Origin of the sequence: Hoeflea ulvae, assembly GCF_026619435.1 — a bacterium.
Classification (GTDB): domain Bacteria; phylum Pseudomonadota; class Alphaproteobacteria; order Rhizobiales; family Rhizobiaceae; genus Hoeflea; species Hoeflea ulvae.
Map to the genome: position 1 here is coordinate 4136752 of NZ_JAOVZQ010000001.1, position 14689 is coordinate 4151440.

Genomic DNA, 14689 nt, shown 5'->3' on the forward strand with positions numbered 1-14689 from the left:
ATCTGCCGCTCACGGCGCCATGTGGCGGTAGAGCAGAACCTCCGGGCCCGGACGCTCCGCATCGGTCTCCAGCACGGCACCCAGCCGCTCGGCCAGCTTGCGCGAGCGGTGATTTTCCGGATCGATATGGCTGACAATGTTTGTCAGCCCATGCACCCCAAATCCCCAGTCGCGCAAGGCACCGGCCGCCTCAAACGCATAGCCCTTGCCCTTGGCGCCGGGAAACAGAAACCACCCCAGCTCGTGCTCGGGAAACAGCGGTCCGTAACTGATGCCGACCTGGCCCAGGCATTGTCCGGTTTCGCGCTCTTCGATCATCAGCCCCCCGACCCCCAGCAGATGCCATTGCGCCAGATCGTGGCAGAACAGCCCCCAGGCGTCTCCCAGCGCATGCGGCCCCTCCATGAAGGCGGCGTGGTCGGACATCATCAGGCCCGCATAGGCCGGCCAGTCTTGCATCGTCTGCGCCCTGAGCAGCAGCCGTTCGGTTTCAAGTGTCGGGATCAACGGGAGGCCTCGCATTTAGCGGCACGGGATGCAAAAACAGAATCGTTTTCCCCACCCATGCCATAGAATGCTACCCTATAACGCTGTACTGAACCCATGACATCCCTTTCACCGGCAGTATCCGCTTAGCGACTGATCTCTGCCCATGCAGCTTTTGGGGTCCCGGAGCATGAAAGCCATCATCCATGACGCGTGATTATTCAGCGTTCCTGTCGTCCACTGCCACGGGGGAGAGCCCGGCGAGACCGGCTTCGCTGCTGCAAAGCCTCGGCTGGCAGGCTTTCTTCGCCCAGCAGATCAGTGTCGATGAGCTGACCGCAACACCACCCGTTCGCGTCACCGAGGTGCACCGCAGCGGATTGCGCGTGCTGGGCGACGGCATCGACATGGTTGTTCCGCCGCGCGTCGATGCCACCGTCGGCGACTGGCTGCTGCTTGATCGGGACCTGCCCAGCGCCAGCCGGCTGATGGAGCGCAAGAGCCTGATCAAGCGCCGTGCTGCCGGTCACGACCGCTCGGTTCAGCTGATTGCCGCCAATATCGACACTGCCTTCATCGTCACCTCCTGCAATCTCGATTTCAACGTCGCAAGGCTGGAGCGTTATGTTGCGCTCGCCTTTGATGCCGGCGTGACCCCGGTGATCCTGCTGACCAAATCCGATCTGTGCGAGGATCCAACTCCCTATGTCGAGGACGCCGAAGCCATTTCCGATGATGTCGCGGTGCTGACGCTCAACGCCAGGAGCGACGAGCCGAAACGGAAACTGGCGCCCTGGTGCAAGCCGGGCCAGACGGTGGCCTTTCTCGGTTCCTCCGGCGTCGGCAAATCGACGCTGACCAATGCCCTGTCGGGAACCGAATCCGCCGCCACCCAGCCGATCTCGCGACGACGACGCCAAGGGCCGCCACACCACCTCGCACCGCCAGTTGCACATCCTGCCCGATGGCTGCGCCGTGCTCGACACGCCCGGCGTGCGCGAGCTTCAGCTCACCGAGGCCGAGGCCGGCGTGGCGGAAGTTTTTTCCGATCTCGATGCACTGTCGCTCGAATGCCGCTTCACCAATTGCACCCATGTCAGCGAGCCCGGCTGCGCGGTGCAGGCGGCGCTCAAGAGCGGCACAATTGACGAAGCGCGGCTGGCGCGCTGGCGCAAGCTGGTTGCCGAGGACCAGCACAACACCGCAAGCCTTGCCCAGCGGCGCTCCGGGGACAAGGCATTCGGCAAGATGATCAAGCAGGCCAAGAAGCACAAATCGAAATAGGCAAAAAGAGACCCCGCCGGCTCTCGCCAGCGGGGTCGCATTCGGTTCGGATCGATGACCGGCTCAGATTTCGCTCTGGCTGGTGATGATCTTGCCCACCAGACCGTAGTCCTTGGCGTCTTCGGCCGAGAGCCAGTAGTCGCGGTCGGTGTCGGCGGCGATCTTTTCCACCGTCTGGCCGGTGGCCTTGGCGAAGATCTTGTTTAGCCGCTCGTTCATCTTGAGGATCTCGCGTGCCTGGATCTCGATATCGGAGACCATGCCGCGGGTGCCGCCCGATGGCTGGTGCAGCAGGAAGCGGGTATTGGGCAGGCACAGGCGCTGCTCCTTGGGCACCGACACATAGATCAGCGCGCCGGCGGAGGCGACCCAGCCGGTGCCGATGATCCAGACCTTGGGCTTGATGAAGCCGATCATGTCATGGATTGAATCGCCCGATTCCACATGGCCGCCCGGGGAATTGACAAAAATCCGGATATCATCGTCGCTGGCAGCAGCCAGTGCCGCCAATTGCGCGCAAACCTTGTGCGCCAATTCCTGGGTGATGCCGCCATAGATGAAGATCGAACGCGATTTGAACAGGTTGGCTTCCGCTTCCTTGCCCAGCGGCAGTTCTGTCGTCTTTTCGTCTTCGTCGCTCATAAGCCAGTCTCCGTGTGATTGCATGCTTCGCAGATAGTACGATACGGCCCGCGAAACAATGGCGCATTCTCAAACGGCGCCAAACAAGAAAACGGCGCACCGTGAAAACGCTGCGCCGTTTGGGTATTCACCGGGTCCTGCCAAAGCTCGAATCAGCTGCCGCAGGCACCATGCATTGGGTGTCAGCCGCGTGCCACGGCCTTGTCGCCAGCCTGCTCAGGCCGCGGGCGACGGTCGTTGCGGCGACGGCGCGACTTTGCCGGCTGGTCGCCATTCTGGTTGGCGCCGGTTGCCGGCTGATGCCGGTTGGCTGCAGGAGCACCGGCCTGCTGGCCGGTAGCGGGCTTGCGGCCCTGACCCTGCGGCTTGCCGCCTGCGCCCTGGTTCTGACCGGGACGGCGTCCCTGGCCCTGTGGCTTGGCGCCCTGAGGCCGTGCATCCTGGCGCGGACGCTGGGTGCGATTGAGCGGGGCAAAATCGCCATCGGGATCAGCCAGCGCATCGACATAGGTGCCTTCCGGCGCCTTTTCGACATTGATGGCAACCTTGAGCAGCTTTTCGATATCACGCAGCAGCGAACGTTCATCCGGTGCACAGAAGGTCACGGCAGTGCCCTCGGCGCCGGCACGCGCGGTGCGGCCGATGCGGTGAACATAGACTTCCGGCACATTCGGCAGTTCGTAATTGACCACCAGGCTGACGCCCGGCACGTCGATGCCGCGGGCGGCAATGTCGGTGGCGATCAGCACCGGCACGGTGCCCGCGCGGAAACCGGCCAATGCGCGTTCGCGCTGGCCCTGTGACTTGTTGCCGTGAATGGCAGCTGCATTGATGCCGTCGGCTTCAAGCCGCTTGGTGGCCTTGTCGGCGCCACGCTTGGTGCGGGTGAAGACAATGACGCGTTCGCCCTTGCGGTCGCGGATCAGCGAGGCCAGTGCGCCCATCTTGGCAGGTGTCGGCATGTGCATCACCGAATGCTCGACCCGGTCGGCGGTCTTCTTGGCCGGGATCACCGACACTTCGGTCGGGCTTTTCAGGTGACGCGAGGACAGCTCGCGGATTTCCTTGGGCATGGTGGCCGAAAACAGCAATGTCTGGCGCGCAGCCGGTGTCATGGCGAGAATGCGCTTGATTGCCGGCATGAAGCCGATGTCCAGCATCTGGTCGGCCTCATCAAGCACCACCACTTCGATTTCATTAAGCGACACAGCGCGCTGCTCGATGAGATCCATCAAACGGCCCGGGGTGGCGATGAGAATGTCAACGCCACCAGCCAGCGCTTTAATCTGCGGGCGGACCGAGACACCACCAACCACAACGGTCGAGGTCATGTTCAGCTTTCGGCTGTAGTCCTTGACGCTGCGGGCGATCTGCGCAGAGAGTTCGCGGGTTGGCGACAGGATCAGCGCGCGGGCCTTCTTCGGCGCGGCAGGCTTGCCCGGAGCCAGGCGGTGCAGGATCGGCAGCGCAAAGGCTGCGGTCTTGCCGGTGCCGGTCTGCGCCAGGCCGATGACGTCGCGGCCCTCGAGCACCAACGGAATCGCCTGCACCTGGATCGGTGTCGGCGTGGTCAGGCGCAGGCCATCAAGCGTGTCGAGAATGGTCTTGGAAAGACCGAGTTCGGAAAACAACATGGAATAACTTTCAGATTTTTGGGCATACGTCGGTGCATGCGCTTGAGCGCTGCAATTCGCGGACCATGCCCGATCACAAAATATCCGCCGGCTACGGGAAAACCGCAATCGGAGGAGTTCGGGTTGGGCGCATCGCCGCTGGCCGACGCGAAAATTTAAAGGTGGATGTTAGGGGAAGTCAGAACACGCTAATCAACGAAGACGCGTGCAGCGGCCGAATGGGCCCCTATCCAGTTGCGTCCTTAGGCCTGAGAAATGCGGCCGTGTCAAGGCGCGCGACAAGGTTTGAGCTGCACCGCAGCAAAATTGCTTAACGGCGCCAGCGTGAATTGCGCTCCACCGCGATGTTGGCGGCGACACTGCGAATGGACTTTCCGGGCGTCAGCGCAATTGCCGAGATGACGATGACACAGGCGATCCACTGGGCGCTGCCGACGGGTTCACCAAAGGCGAACCAGCCAACCAGAAACATCGTCGGCAATTCGAAACTGCCGGCAATCGCCGTTCTCGCGGTACCGATAACGGGAGCCGCCACGGTATAGAGCAATTGCGGGATAAGCGCCGAGCCGAAGGCGATGCCCGCGACCAACCACCAGCCGGATGCAGTGACCGGAAACAGCGCCGCAGCCGGTGTCGCCAGCATCAGCGGCATGAGCCCCAGCACCGAACCGAGACTGACACAGGCAATGCGCACCAGCGGCTTGAGCGCAACAAGCTTGTGCACCAGCACATTGATCCCGAAGCCGAAGCCCAGCGGCGCCGCCAGCGACAGGATCAATGCTGGAACCTGATCGGCCGTGATCGTATCCGGCGCTGACGCCAGCGCGGCCGCAGCGACGATCATCAGCGATGCCGCGATGGCGCGGCGGCCCGGACGATCGCCGAACATCAGCCAGGCAATCAGCAGCGTGAACACCGGATAGGTCATGTAGAGAATGCCCGCCGTCGACACCGGCACGATCTCGACGGCGCGAACATAGCCGACCCAGCCGACCCCCATGCCGATGCCGGCGACCAGCCCCCACACAATCGCTGCCCATTGCGCCCGTGCCCGCCACACGAATGGCAGAAGCACGATTGCCGCAAAGGCATAGCGAAAAAAGGCGATGACGTGCGGCGCCATGCCCTCGGCCGTCAGCGTGCGGGCGAAATAGGGAACCAGGCCAAACCCCACCGACGCCGCAATCACGGCCAGTGTCGCGAGCCCGGAGCCAATGAGATGCGGGTGATCAATCTGCTCTGTGCTCATCTCGCCTGACTACCAGCCGGCATGGCGGCGGGCAATGCATCCAGACAAGGGCACCGGCCATCGCACAGAACGCCGGACTGTTCCCTTCATGCACAATTTGCCTACCCGGCGGCGCAATCCGCCGTGGTGTCGAGCACCGCCTGCAGGTCGCGGCGCTTGACCGCGTCTTCGACAAAGGCCTTGCGTTGGTCTGTCAATTGATCGATCAGATGGGAGCTGTCCCAATCCCGTGGCAGATAGTCATCATCGTTCTCAAAAGATTTGCGGAAATAATATTCGACATCCGGATTGAGGCGCACGGCCGAACGGGCAGGACTGTAAAGAAGCACCCCGAAGGCAACACCCCGGTTTCCATCAACCGCAAAGTCCAGCGCCTCCCGGATCTGGGCTTGAAAGAACATGTCTATAGGAGACTTGGCCTGACCGGAAAACCGGCCGCAAAAGACAATCCCGACCTCTTCCAGCTCGGCCTCATGAAACTGCAGCGCGTAAGCAGGCAGTCCGGCAACACAGATGGAGAAACCCGGATAAAGCTGCCTGACGATGTGGCGTTTCCACGCCCGCAGGTTTTCTGCCGGCTCACCCTGGCGGGAAAACGCCGGATATCGCCCCTGATAGATCGCGTAGTCGACATCGACTTGATCGAGGCAGGCCGGGTAGATGTGGGGATAGCGCTCGAAATCAATGCTGTCGCGGAGCCTGCGTTCTGAAAGCGTCAGGTCCTGCACTTCGGGGTGGGGATGAAGTTTGAACGACCAGGCTGCGGCCTCACCCGCCACCGCCGCGCCAAAACCTTGCAGGCCAAGGGCCAATCCGAGCAGCAATGCCGCGACCAGACGCCAGCAACGCAGCGCAAACACACATTTTGTCCCCAGTGAGCGGATCAGCATTAGCCTTGAACCTTCCCGTTGAAAGACTAGCAAGGTTGGCAAGCCATGAGAAGAGAGCAGGACCCCGGCGAATGCCGCACTCTGCGGCAGATCGAAAGGGAGATCGGTCGTCAGATGGATCAGATCAGGCGTGAAATCCAGACACTGCGCAGCCGTGAACGAACGTTTCGGGCCGACATCGCGGTCACCGCTTCGCAGTTGCAGAAGATGAGGGCCGCGGAAGCGGCGTTGGGCGCAGGCTCGATGCTGACCGGTCCGGCAGGCAGCGCCTTTGGTTCAGGCTCGGTCGGCGCCTCACTCCAGGCCGCCATGCTGCAGCAAAGACTCGATGAGCAGAACCAGGCGCTGCAATCGACGCTGCGCGCTCTCCATCAGCTGCAAGACGATCAGACCTGTCTTAATCAGGCCTTGCGAGACAATGCTGCGAGACTGCGCCGCCTCGACTGCGTCACCAACAGTTGAGCAGTCCCGGCACGCGGCAAGCGCCGACGTCCGGAATAAGGCTTGGCGTACCGTTGTAGATAAAGCTAGCATTCAGACATCGATTCAGACGTCGGGACCGGCGCCACTTCACATGAGGAAGATCAGATGAACATAGAGATGATCCGAGCGGCCAATGCCCGGCTGGACGGCCATGTCCGGCGCACGCCGTTGCTCAGCTCTCCGTTCCTTGACGAGATCGCCGGCCGCCGCGTCTGGATCAAGCCCGAATGCCTGCAGCACACCGGCAGCTTCAAGTTTCGTGGCGGGTGGTCGGCAGTGTCGGGATTGGATCCCGAAGCCCGGGCGCGTGGCGTCATTGCCTTTTCCAGCGGCAATCACGCCCAGGGCGTGGCGCTGGCGGCACGCCGGCATGGCGTGCGTGCGATCATTGTCATGCCATCCGATGCGCCCCAGACGAAAATCGACAACACCCGCGCTCTGGGCGCTGAAGTGGTTCTTTTTGACCGCGCGAAAGATGACAGGAACGCCATCTGCGCCCGGCTGTCTGGGGAGCACGGCCTGACGCTGATCGTGCCCTATGACAACGCACTGGTGATTGCAGGCCAGGGCACCTGTGGTTTGGAAATCGCCGAACAGGCGGCGAGCGAAGGCATTACGCAGGCCGATGTGATTGTCTGCTGCGGCGGTGGCGGCTTTGCCTCGGGCATTGCGCTGGCGCTCGAGGCGGATGCCCCCGGCCTGCGGGTGCGCACGGCCGAACCGGAGGAATTTGACGACATGGCGCGCAGCCTGGTGTCCGGCCGGATCGAGCGCAACAGCCGCCTGTCCGGCTCGCTGTGCGACGCCATCATCACCCCGCAACCCGGCGAACTGACCTTTCCGATTGTTTCGCGGCTTGCAGGCCCGGGACTGGTGGTGAGCGAGGACGAGGCGCTGCACGCGGTGGCGCTGGCCTTTTCGCGGCTCAAGCTCGTCACCGAACCCGGCGGCGCCGTGGCCCTGGCGGCCGCGCTTTTTCGTGCCGAAGAGATCGAGGGCGAGGATGTCATCGTCACCATTTCGGGCGGCAATGTCGATCCGGACGTGTTTCGCCTGGCGCTGGACAGATTTGGCAGCTGACGGACTTTCCGGCTTTATGCCGTGCCGGAGATCCTGCGCTCAGCTCAGCAGGACGCCTTCATCCTTGGCCTTGTGACCCGGCTCGACATGGATGATCACCTGCACGCCTTCGACGGCCTGTTTCAGCGCCGTCTCCAGACGGTCGCAGATTTCATGCGAATGCTCGACGGACATTTCGCCATCGACCACGAGGTGGAATTCGACAAAGGACACCCGGCCCGCCATGCGGGTGCGGATGTCATGGGCTTCGATGGCGCCATCGGCTTCGGCCTTGATGATTTCGTGAATGCGCTGCTCATCGACAGGATCAATCGCACGGTCCATCAGCCCGTCAACCGAGGAAGCAATCACCTTCCAGCCCTGCCACAGCACATTGACGGCCACGATCAGCGCCAGCAGCGGATCGAGCCGCGGCTCGTCGAAGAAAAGCGCCAGGCCGAGGCCAACAAGCACGCCAACGGAGGTAACCACGTCCGAGAGGATATGGTGCCCGTCGGCCTGCAACGCCGGCGACCGGTACCTGCGGCCAATGCGCAGCAACACCGCAGCCCATATGCCGTTGATCAGAGCCGCACTGCCATTGACCGCAAGGCCCAGCACCGGCGCCTCGATGCGTCTGGGCGCCATCAGCCCGCCGACTGCCTCATTGACGATCAGCAAGGCGGCCACGACGATCAGCACGCCTTCCAGAACGGCGGAAAAATACTCCGCCTTGTGGTGGCCGTAAGGATGACCGAGATCGGCCGGTTTCTGGGCGTAGCCGATCGCGACAAAGGCCGCCAGCGCCGCAATCACATTGACGATGGATTCAAGCGCGTCCGAGTAAAGCGCGATGGAGCCGGTCAGATGCCAGGCAACGAATTTCAGCCCCATCACCCCGAAGGCCAGGGGAATGGACCAGAACGCCAGCCGGCGGATGGTTTTCGACGCCTGAGGCACGCCGCCTAGCCCTGCAGCGATGCGATATAGGCGATGATCGCGTCAACCTGCTCGGGCGTGGCAACGAATTCGGGCATGTCGGGATGGCCCGAATAGATCCGCCCGTCGGAGAATGCCTCTTCCAGCGCATCCATCGGGAAACTGTCTGAAAGCTTGCGGAACGGTGGGGCCTGCTTGTGCGGGCTGGCATCGGCGACACCGACCGCGTGGCACTTGCCGCAATTGACCTCGACCAGTTGCCGGCCCTGCTCGATCTCGTCGGGTTCCTGTGACGACGCCGGCGCCAGTCCCAGCGACAGCCAAAGCCCGATGGCCGCCAGCATCGCCGGCACAAACTCTGGTCCCGCCTTGTCGATTCCGCTCATGCCGCTTCCACCTTGCTCCTGCGCGCCAGATGCGCCACCACATTTTCGATCATCCGCATGCCAGCATCCTGCCCCAGCGTCATGATCGATTCCGGGTGAAACTGCACCGCCGCGACCGGCAGGCTCTCATGCTCGATCGCCATGATCACCCCGTCATCGGTTTCCGCGGTAACACGGAATTCCTTTGGCAATGTGGCGTAGTCGGCAAAAATCGAGTGATAGCGTCCGACCGTGACTTCCTTTGCCAGACCGGAAAAGATGATCCCGTCGGGCAAGACCCGGATCCGCGCCGGTTTGCCATGAACCGGCACCGCCAGCTCGCGCAAATCCCCGCCAAAACTCTCGGCCAGCGCCTGCAGCCCGAGGCAGACACCGAACACCGGAAGTTCGCGGGCAAGCGTCTTCTTGATGGTTCCGGCGCAATCAAAGTCCTGCGGCCGTCCCGGTCCGGGCGACAGCACCACCAGATCAGGCGAAACCCGGTCGAAAACAGCATCGTCGACCGGAGCGCGCACCGTGGTGACCCTGGCGCCGGTCTGGCGGAAATAATTGGCCAGTGTGTGGACAAAGGAATCCTCGTGATCGACCAGCAGGATCGAGACCCCCTCGCCCACCTTGGCGGTTACCCGGCCGGCGGCGCCGGCATTGCCCAGCCGCGCGTCGCGAATGGCCGAAAGCATGGCGGAAGCCTTGAGTTCGGTCTCGGCTTCCTCTTCCTCCGGGTTTGAATCAAACAGCAGGGTCGCCCCGGCGCGAACTTCGGCAATGCCGTCCTTGATACGGATGGTCCTGAGCGTCAGCCCGGTGTTCATGTCGCCATTGAAGCTGACCATGCCGACCGCCCCGCCATACCAGGCGCGCGGGCTCTTCTCGTTGTTTTCCAGAAACCGCATCGCCCACAATTTCGGCGCACCGGTCACCGTCACCGCCCAGGCGTGGCTCAGAAATCCGTCAAATGCGTCCATACCGTCGCGCAAGCGGCCCTCGATATGATCGACAGTGTGGATCAGCCGTGAATACATCTCGATCTGGCGGCGGCCGATCACCTTGACCGAGCCCGGCTCGCAGACCCGGCTCTTGTCGTTGCGGTCGACATCCGAACACATGGTGAGTTCGGACTCGTCCTTCTTCGAATTGAGCAGTTTGAGGATCTGTTCGGAATCCGAGATCGCGTCATCGCCACGCTTGATCGTTCCCGAGATCGGGCAGGTCTCGATCCGCCGTCCATTGACCCGGACAAACATTTCCGGCGAGGCGCCGACCAGATATTCCTGGTTGCCGAGATTGATGAAGAACGAATAGGGCGACGGATTGATGGTTTTCAGCCGCCGGCTGATCTCGGACGGTCGCGCTTCGCACCGCTCGAAGAAGGTCTGCCCCGGCACCACTTCGAACAGATCGCCGCGCTTGAAGCTCTCCTTGGCGCGCTTGACCAGTTCCGCATATTCGCCCGGTGTGTGATCGCCGCGCGGCGGAATGCTGCCCGCCGGCTTGAACGGCTCTGGCACGATTGTCGCGTCGCGGCCCTCGGTGGTCACCCCGTCGAGCGCGAAGTCGTAGCGGTCGATCCAGGCCTTGGCCGCATGGTGATCGACCACCAGGATTTCATCTGGAAGGAAAAGCAGCAGATCGCGCTGTTCCTCGTCCCGGGTCAGTTTCTGCGGCACCGAGTCGAACTGGAACGCCAGGTCATAGCCAAAGGCGCCGTAAAACCCGATATTGCCGTCTTCCGCCGAATGGAACAGGTCGACAATCACCCGCAGCACCGAAAACACCGTTGGCGCCCGCGAGCGCTCTTCCTCCGAAAACACCCGGTCGGGCTCGGCGATGGCGATCTCGATGCACTGCGGGCTCTGATCGGTGAAGGCGAATTCCGCATGCCCGTCCAGCCGGCTGGCCAGGATCGTCAGCAAGGCCTCGCCGCGGCCGTTATAGGCCTCGATGCTGAGCTTGCGCCCATGCGAGGCGATGCCCAGCGGCGGATCGACGATCGCCGTGTCCCAGCGGGTGTAACGGCCCGGATATTCGTAATTGGAGGAAAACACCGCGCCGCGCCGGCTGTCGAGCGCATCGATATAATCCGAGATCGCATCCGCGTAAGGGGTTTCGCGGCGGCGCCGCGTCACCTGCACACCGCCGCGCGTCCGATACTGCGCAGCGTTGTCTGAAAGTACCGTCGTGCCCATTTTCAAACTCCGTTTGAACCGGTCCGGACTGTCGGGTCGGGCGGATCAAACAAAAAGCCGCCGGACCTTTTCGGTCCCGGGCGGCTTGTTGATCTTAAACGCGCATGCGTGGTCAAGGCCGCCTAGAAGCGAACCCACCACCAATTGTTCTGTGCCACATGCATCGTCATGAGAAAGCTCTTAGCCCAGCACGGCAGTTGCTTCAAGGGGAGTTGCGTATTTCAGCCTGCATCGTCATTGAGACCGGGCCGCAATGCGCAGCCCGATGCCCGAGGATCGGCTGTTGAAATCAACACCCGGCGGCCCTCTCGCGACAGCAGCGTACAGTGTCTCCGGCAGGCTTGACATCGTCCCTGCCATGCCCCACATTTTAACCATGAAGTTGCATCGGACCCATATTGCTCGTTTTTTCAGGGCTTTTCCCATCGCGGAAATCTTACCCTCGGTTCGGTGACCTGCGCCCCCGGACCGCGGGGTATGATTTGCGGGACTTTCTTCCTGTCTGACAGGACTTCGAGCCCTCCGCATCCGGCGTAACAATTCAACAAATCTCCAGAACCCTCCCCCGTGGTCGAGCCACCGGGTCAACATCAATGCGTGGACACTTCAATGCTGCAGAAAAGCCGGCGCAAGCCCAGAATTACGATCAGCGAAGGTGATTATGAACGGCTTGGCAATCTGGTCACCGCCTATGAAAAGCGCGGTCTCGAGATTGCGGCAAGCCTGGCCGAGGAACTCGACCGCGCGCGCATCGTCAGCGACACATCCATCGCGGCCGGCATTGTACGCATGGGATCGACCGTCAGCTATGTGATCGACGGCGATCACGGCAAGAAGGTGGTTCTGGTCTACCCCGCCGACGCCAATATCGAGGAAGGCCGCATCGCCATCACCACCCCGGTCGGCACCGCCCTGATCGGCCTGAAAGCCGGTCAGTCGATCAGTTTCGCCGCGCGCAACGGCCAGATCCACGACCTCACCGTCACCGAGGTGAGCCCCCCGGCAAGGGCAGAGTGATCCATGACCGCTTTTTCTCACCCCTCGGGAGTTCTTCTGCTCAACGGATCGCCTCCCTGCACCGGGTCCTGTCCGGTGCAGGGGAGCCGGACATTCCCGATTTGATTTAGCGCCGTTTGCACAGGCGGCGCGACCGGAGATCCGCCATGTGGAACAACCAGCCCTGTATCCTGACCAGCAAGGACTTCACCATCCTCGAGACCATGTATCAGCGCCGCCACCTTCTCGGTGACCGCGTGCGGCTGCTGCTCAAGCAGAAGCTCGACGCAACGACCGTGGTGTTTGCCGAGGACATCGACGACACCATCGTCACCCTCAACAGCCGCGTGCGCTACCGCATCAGCGGCCACGAGCCGCAGACCGCGATCATCACCCAGAGCCCGATGGGCGGGGTGGTGGGCCAGAGCCTGTCGCTGGAAACCGTGCGCGGCATGGCGCTGCTCGGACTGCCCGAAGCGGCCGAGTGGGCGCTGCCGGCGCGGCCCGGCGAGGCGCCCGAACGCATCGAGCTGCTTGCGGTGCAGTTCCAGCCCGAAGCCGCGCGGCGCGAACGCCTGGCCCGTGAACTCGCCCGCCCGGCACTTCGGCTGGTGCATGACGCCACTCTGGGCCGATAAGCCCGGCATCGTCACGATGCAGCCGCAGCAGCAAAGGCCGCCGGACAGTCTCAACGCCCGCGGCCTCAGCCCTGCATGAGCAGGTCAGGCATTTTCGACATTGATGCGGCGCCAGATTGCCTCCGACAGCGAATAGGCCGAAAACAGGAAGAACCCTGCCCCGGTGGCGCCCAGCAGCCAGGCGCCCAGCGGCAGATCGGCGATGAAGCCGAGCGCATCGGCCAGGCTGGCCCGGCCTTCCTCGCCCGCCAGACCATGCCGGAACAACAGGAAGGCGATGACGAGAAAGATCACGCCGCGGGCGCACAGCCCACCGATCGCGGCCATGTCTATCCAGCGCATCACCGTCTCAGAGGCATCGATATGCTCGCGATATTTACCGGTGATCGCCTTCCAGATATGGGCGACGCCGACAATGGCGAAGATGGTGCTCAAAATCACCGACACCGGCCCGGCACCGATGAACCCGGCTGCGGTGCGGGCAAAGCCGTCGCTGGAGCTGCCCGACGACATCGCGCTGCCCCACCACAGCGAGAAGGTGTAGGCCATCAGGAAACCGTAACTGGCGGCAGAGCCGATGAGACCGGCCCGCACCGCCAGGCCCTTCGGACTGATGCCGTGCTCATCGGTATCGAACACCGCCTGGACGATGCGCCAGCAGCAATAGCCCGCCAGGCTGACGATCAGCAGCGGCGCCAGAATGGCGCTTGCCGTCGACTGGGTGATGAAACGCACCGCATCCTTGGAATCGCCGCCGCTTCCGGTTGTCAGAGCGGCGCTGACGATGAACACCGCCAGCACCAGATAGACCACGCCGCGCGCGCCGTAGCCCAGCCGCGCAAAGGGCTTGAACCAGTCATGCCAGCTCGTCTGTGTGACTGCATCAAGATTCATGACTTGTCCTCGGGTTCGATCGGAACGCGGCTGTGATGTTTGAGAAAATGCAGGATCAGCCAGGAAAGGCTTGCCCAGGCTGCGCCCAGCGCCCAGCCGGCGGCAACGTCGCTTGGCCAGTGAACCCCGAGATAGACCCGGCTGACGCCGACGATGACGGCCACGAACACCGCCACCGCCAGCACGTAGATCCGCGCCCGGCGGTCGGTGAGAAATCCGATCACCAGGGAGGCCAGTGTCAGATAGGCGACCGTCGTCACCATGGCGTGGCCGCTGGGAAAGCTCATCGTGTGGACGGTGTCCATGTGATCAACCAGATCGGGCCTCGGCCGTCCGTAATATTGCTTGAGTGTCTGGCTGAGCAGGGCGCCTGACCCGACGGCCAGCACCGCATAGACCGCAGCGCCATAGCGCCGGGTAACAATGAAGAAGCCGGCGACTGCCGCAAGCGTCAGGATGATCAGCGGATAGCCCCCGATCGAGGTGACCTCGACGGCGGTTTCCTGCAGCCAGGGCGGCCCCAGCGGCGTGGACGGATCCCCCGGCGCCCGCAGGCTCAAAAACAGCATCTCGTCGAATTTGCGGATTTCGCCCTCGGCCATTTCCTCGGCGATCTCGATGAAGGCATAGACACCCAGCGTCAGCGTCGCAAACAGCGCCACCGGCAGCCGGTGGGCATTGCCGTTACGAATGCCGCGGACGAGCCATGCGGTCACGCGGTTGGTTTTCAGGAATGTCCTCATGCGATGCCCGGCCCCTTCTCGATATGCAAAGCTAAACCCGTCCGGCGCCGCTTCGTTCCACACAAAGGGCAGCACAGGGCGACAATCATGACAAATGCTTAATCTATCGGTCACCCCACGGAAAGGCGGCAAACGCCATCCTGACCGGGTTCAGGATCAAACAATCAACCACAAAGGGGA

The 14689-nt window shown here is 62.7% G+C and carries 15 protein-coding genes and 2 pseudogenes; 7 read left to right on the top strand and 10 right to left on the bottom strand.

The features are described 5' to 3' along the window. Window positions 1-9: 9 nt before the first annotated feature. On the bottom strand, window positions 10-507 hold the full coding sequence (locus tag OEG82_RS19720; protein ID WP_324288966.1) for a GNAT family N-acetyltransferase: 498 nt from the start codon (window positions 505-507) through the stop codon (window positions 10-12). Between the two features lie 467 nt (window positions 508-974). On the opposite strand from OEG82_RS19720, the pseudogene rsgA reads away from it, so the two are divergent. The 3 genes and pseudogenes from rsgA to OEG82_RS19735 all read left to right on the top strand — a co-directional run. Beyond that, window positions 975-1340 (top strand): annotated as a pseudogene (gene rsgA / locus OEG82_RS19725) (GTPase RsgA); the annotation flags it as partial. 7 nt (window positions 1341-1347) lie between these two features. Then, window positions 1348-1446 (top strand): annotated as a pseudogene (locus OEG82_RS19730) (hypothetical protein); the annotation flags it as partial. Between the two features lie 156 nt (window positions 1447-1602). Then, entirely contained in the window at window positions 1603-1770 is a 168-nt protein-coding gene (locus OEG82_RS19735) for a hypothetical protein (protein WP_267615059.1), read from the top strand. Between the two features lie 63 nt (window positions 1771-1833). On the opposite strand, the gene OEG82_RS19740 is transcribed toward OEG82_RS19735, so the two are convergent. The 4 genes from OEG82_RS19740 to OEG82_RS19755 all read right to left on the bottom strand — a co-directional run bounded on the left by OEG82_RS19740 (window position 1834) and on the right by OEG82_RS19755 (window position 6107). Then, on the bottom strand, window positions 1834-2412 hold the full coding sequence (locus OEG82_RS19740) for an ATP-dependent Clp protease proteolytic subunit (protein WP_267614066.1): 579 nt from the start codon (window positions 2410-2412) through the stop codon (window positions 1834-1836). A 182-nt stretch (window positions 2413-2594) separates the two neighbouring features. Continuing rightward, complete coding sequence (locus OEG82_RS19745; protein ID WP_267614067.1) at window positions 2595-4046, bottom strand: DEAD/DEAH box helicase; 1452 nt, start codon at window positions 4044-4046, stop codon at window positions 2595-2597. Window positions 4047-4356: 310 nt separating this feature from the next. Continuing rightward, window positions 4357-5295, bottom strand: coding sequence for a DMT family transporter (locus tag OEG82_RS19750; protein ID WP_267614068.1), 939 nt, complete (start codon window positions 5293-5295; stop codon window positions 4357-4359). 101 nt (window positions 5296-5396) lie between these two features. Then, a complete protein-coding gene (locus OEG82_RS19755; protein ID WP_267614069.1) occupies window positions 5397-6107 on the bottom strand; it encodes a hypothetical protein in 711 nt (236 codons plus the stop codon). 123 nt (window positions 6108-6230) lie between these two features. On the opposite strand from OEG82_RS19755, the gene OEG82_RS19760 reads away from it, so the two are divergent. Continuing rightward, window positions 6231-6647 (top strand): hypothetical protein, encoded by a 417-nt coding sequence (locus OEG82_RS19760; RefSeq protein WP_267614070.1) that lies wholly within the window; start codon window positions 6231-6233, stop codon window positions 6645-6647. 126 nt (window positions 6648-6773) lie between these two features. Next, a complete protein-coding gene (locus OEG82_RS19765; RefSeq protein ID WP_267614071.1) occupies window positions 6774-7748 on the top strand; it encodes a threonine ammonia-lyase in 975 nt (324 codons plus the stop codon). Window positions 7749-7787: 39 nt separating this feature from the next. Here OEG82_RS19765 and OEG82_RS19770 read toward each other — a convergent pair whose 3' ends face one another. Genes OEG82_RS19770 through OEG82_RS19780 form a run of 3 tightly spaced genes read right to left on the bottom strand, consistent with a single transcriptional unit; the run spans window position 7788 to window position 11238 of the window. Next, window positions 7788-8687 (bottom strand): cation diffusion facilitator family transporter, encoded by a 900-nt coding sequence (locus tag OEG82_RS19770; protein WP_267614072.1) that lies wholly within the window; start codon window positions 8685-8687, stop codon window positions 7788-7790. Window positions 8688-8692: 5 nt separating this feature from the next. Beyond that, window positions 8693-9052 (bottom strand): c-type cytochrome, encoded by a 360-nt coding sequence (locus tag OEG82_RS19775; RefSeq protein WP_267614073.1) that lies wholly within the window; start codon window positions 9050-9052, stop codon window positions 8693-8695. Beyond that, window positions 9049-11238, bottom strand: a complete 2190-nt coding sequence (locus OEG82_RS19780) for an anthranilate synthase (protein WP_267614074.1) — start codon at window positions 11236-11238, stop codon at window positions 9049-9051. Before OEG82_RS19780 ends, OEG82_RS19775 begins: the two co-directional genes overlap by 4 nt. A 609-nt stretch (window positions 11239-11847) precedes the next feature. Here OEG82_RS19780 and rnk point away from each other — a divergent pair. Then, window positions 11848-12255: a nucleoside diphosphate kinase regulator gene (rnk, locus tag OEG82_RS19785; protein ID WP_267614075.1), complete on the top strand. Its 408-nt coding sequence runs from the start codon at window positions 11848-11850 to the stop codon at window positions 12253-12255. Window positions 12256-12401: 146 nt separating this feature from the next. Beyond that, window positions 12402-12872, top strand: a complete 471-nt coding sequence (locus OEG82_RS19790; RefSeq protein WP_267614076.1) for a GreA/GreB family elongation factor — start codon at window positions 12402-12404, stop codon at window positions 12870-12872. An 84-nt stretch (window positions 12873-12956) separates the two neighbouring features. Here the strand turns inward: OEG82_RS19790 and OEG82_RS19795 are convergent, their stop codons facing one another. Next, complete coding sequence (locus OEG82_RS19795; RefSeq protein ID WP_267614077.1) at window positions 12957-13766, bottom strand: DUF1206 domain-containing protein; 810 nt, start codon at window positions 13764-13766, stop codon at window positions 12957-12959. Further along, window positions 13763-14509 carry a phosphatase PAP2 family protein gene (locus tag OEG82_RS19800; RefSeq protein ID WP_267614078.1) on the bottom strand — a complete coding sequence of 249 codons (747 nt, stop codon included), beginning with the start codon at window positions 14507-14509 and terminating at the stop codon, window positions 13763-13765. The genes OEG82_RS19795 and OEG82_RS19800 overlap by 4 nt, the downstream gene beginning before the upstream one ends. Between the last annotated feature and the right edge of the window lie 180 nt (window positions 14510-14689).

Bases quoted from the DNA above. Each gene is read 5' to 3' on its own strand.
- rnk (WP_267614075.1), top strand. From the start codon at position 11,848: ATGCTGCAGAAAAGCCGGCGCAAGCCCAGAATTACGATCAGCGAAGGT.
- OEG82_RS19795 (WP_267614077.1), bottom strand. From the start codon at position 13,766: ATGAATCTTGATGCAGTCACACAGACGAGCTGGCATGACTGGTTCAAG.
- OEG82_RS19765 (WP_267614071.1), top strand. From the start codon at position 6,774: ATGAACATAGAGATGATCCGAGCGGCCAATGCCCGGCTGGACGGCCAT.
- OEG82_RS19740 (WP_267614066.1), bottom strand. From the start codon at position 2,412: ATGAGCGACGAAGACGAAAAGACGACAGAACTGCCGCTGGGCAAGGAA.
- OEG82_RS19775 (WP_267614073.1), bottom strand. From the start codon at position 9,052: ATGAGCGGAATCGACAAGGCGGGACCAGAGTTTGTGCCGGCGATGCTG.
- OEG82_RS19750 (WP_267614068.1), bottom strand. From the start codon at position 5,295: ATGAGCACAGAGCAGATTGATCACCCGCATCTCATTGGCTCCGGGCTC.
- OEG82_RS19800 (WP_267614078.1), bottom strand. From the start codon at position 14,509: ATGAGGACATTCCTGAAAACCAACCGCGTGACCGCATGGCTCGTCCGC.
- OEG82_RS19760 (WP_267614070.1), top strand. From the start codon at position 6,231: ATGAGAAGAGAGCAGGACCCCGGCGAATGCCGCACTCTGCGGCAGATC.
- OEG82_RS19745 (WP_267614067.1), bottom strand. From the start codon at position 4,046: ATGTTGTTTTCCGAACTCGGTCTTTCCAAGACCATTCTCGACACGCTT.
- OEG82_RS19780 (WP_267614074.1), bottom strand. From the start codon at position 11,238: ATGGGCACGACGGTACTTTCAGACAACGCTGCGCAGTATCGGACGCGC.
- OEG82_RS19790 (WP_267614076.1), top strand. From the start codon at position 12,402: ATGTGGAACAACCAGCCCTGTATCCTGACCAGCAAGGACTTCACCATC.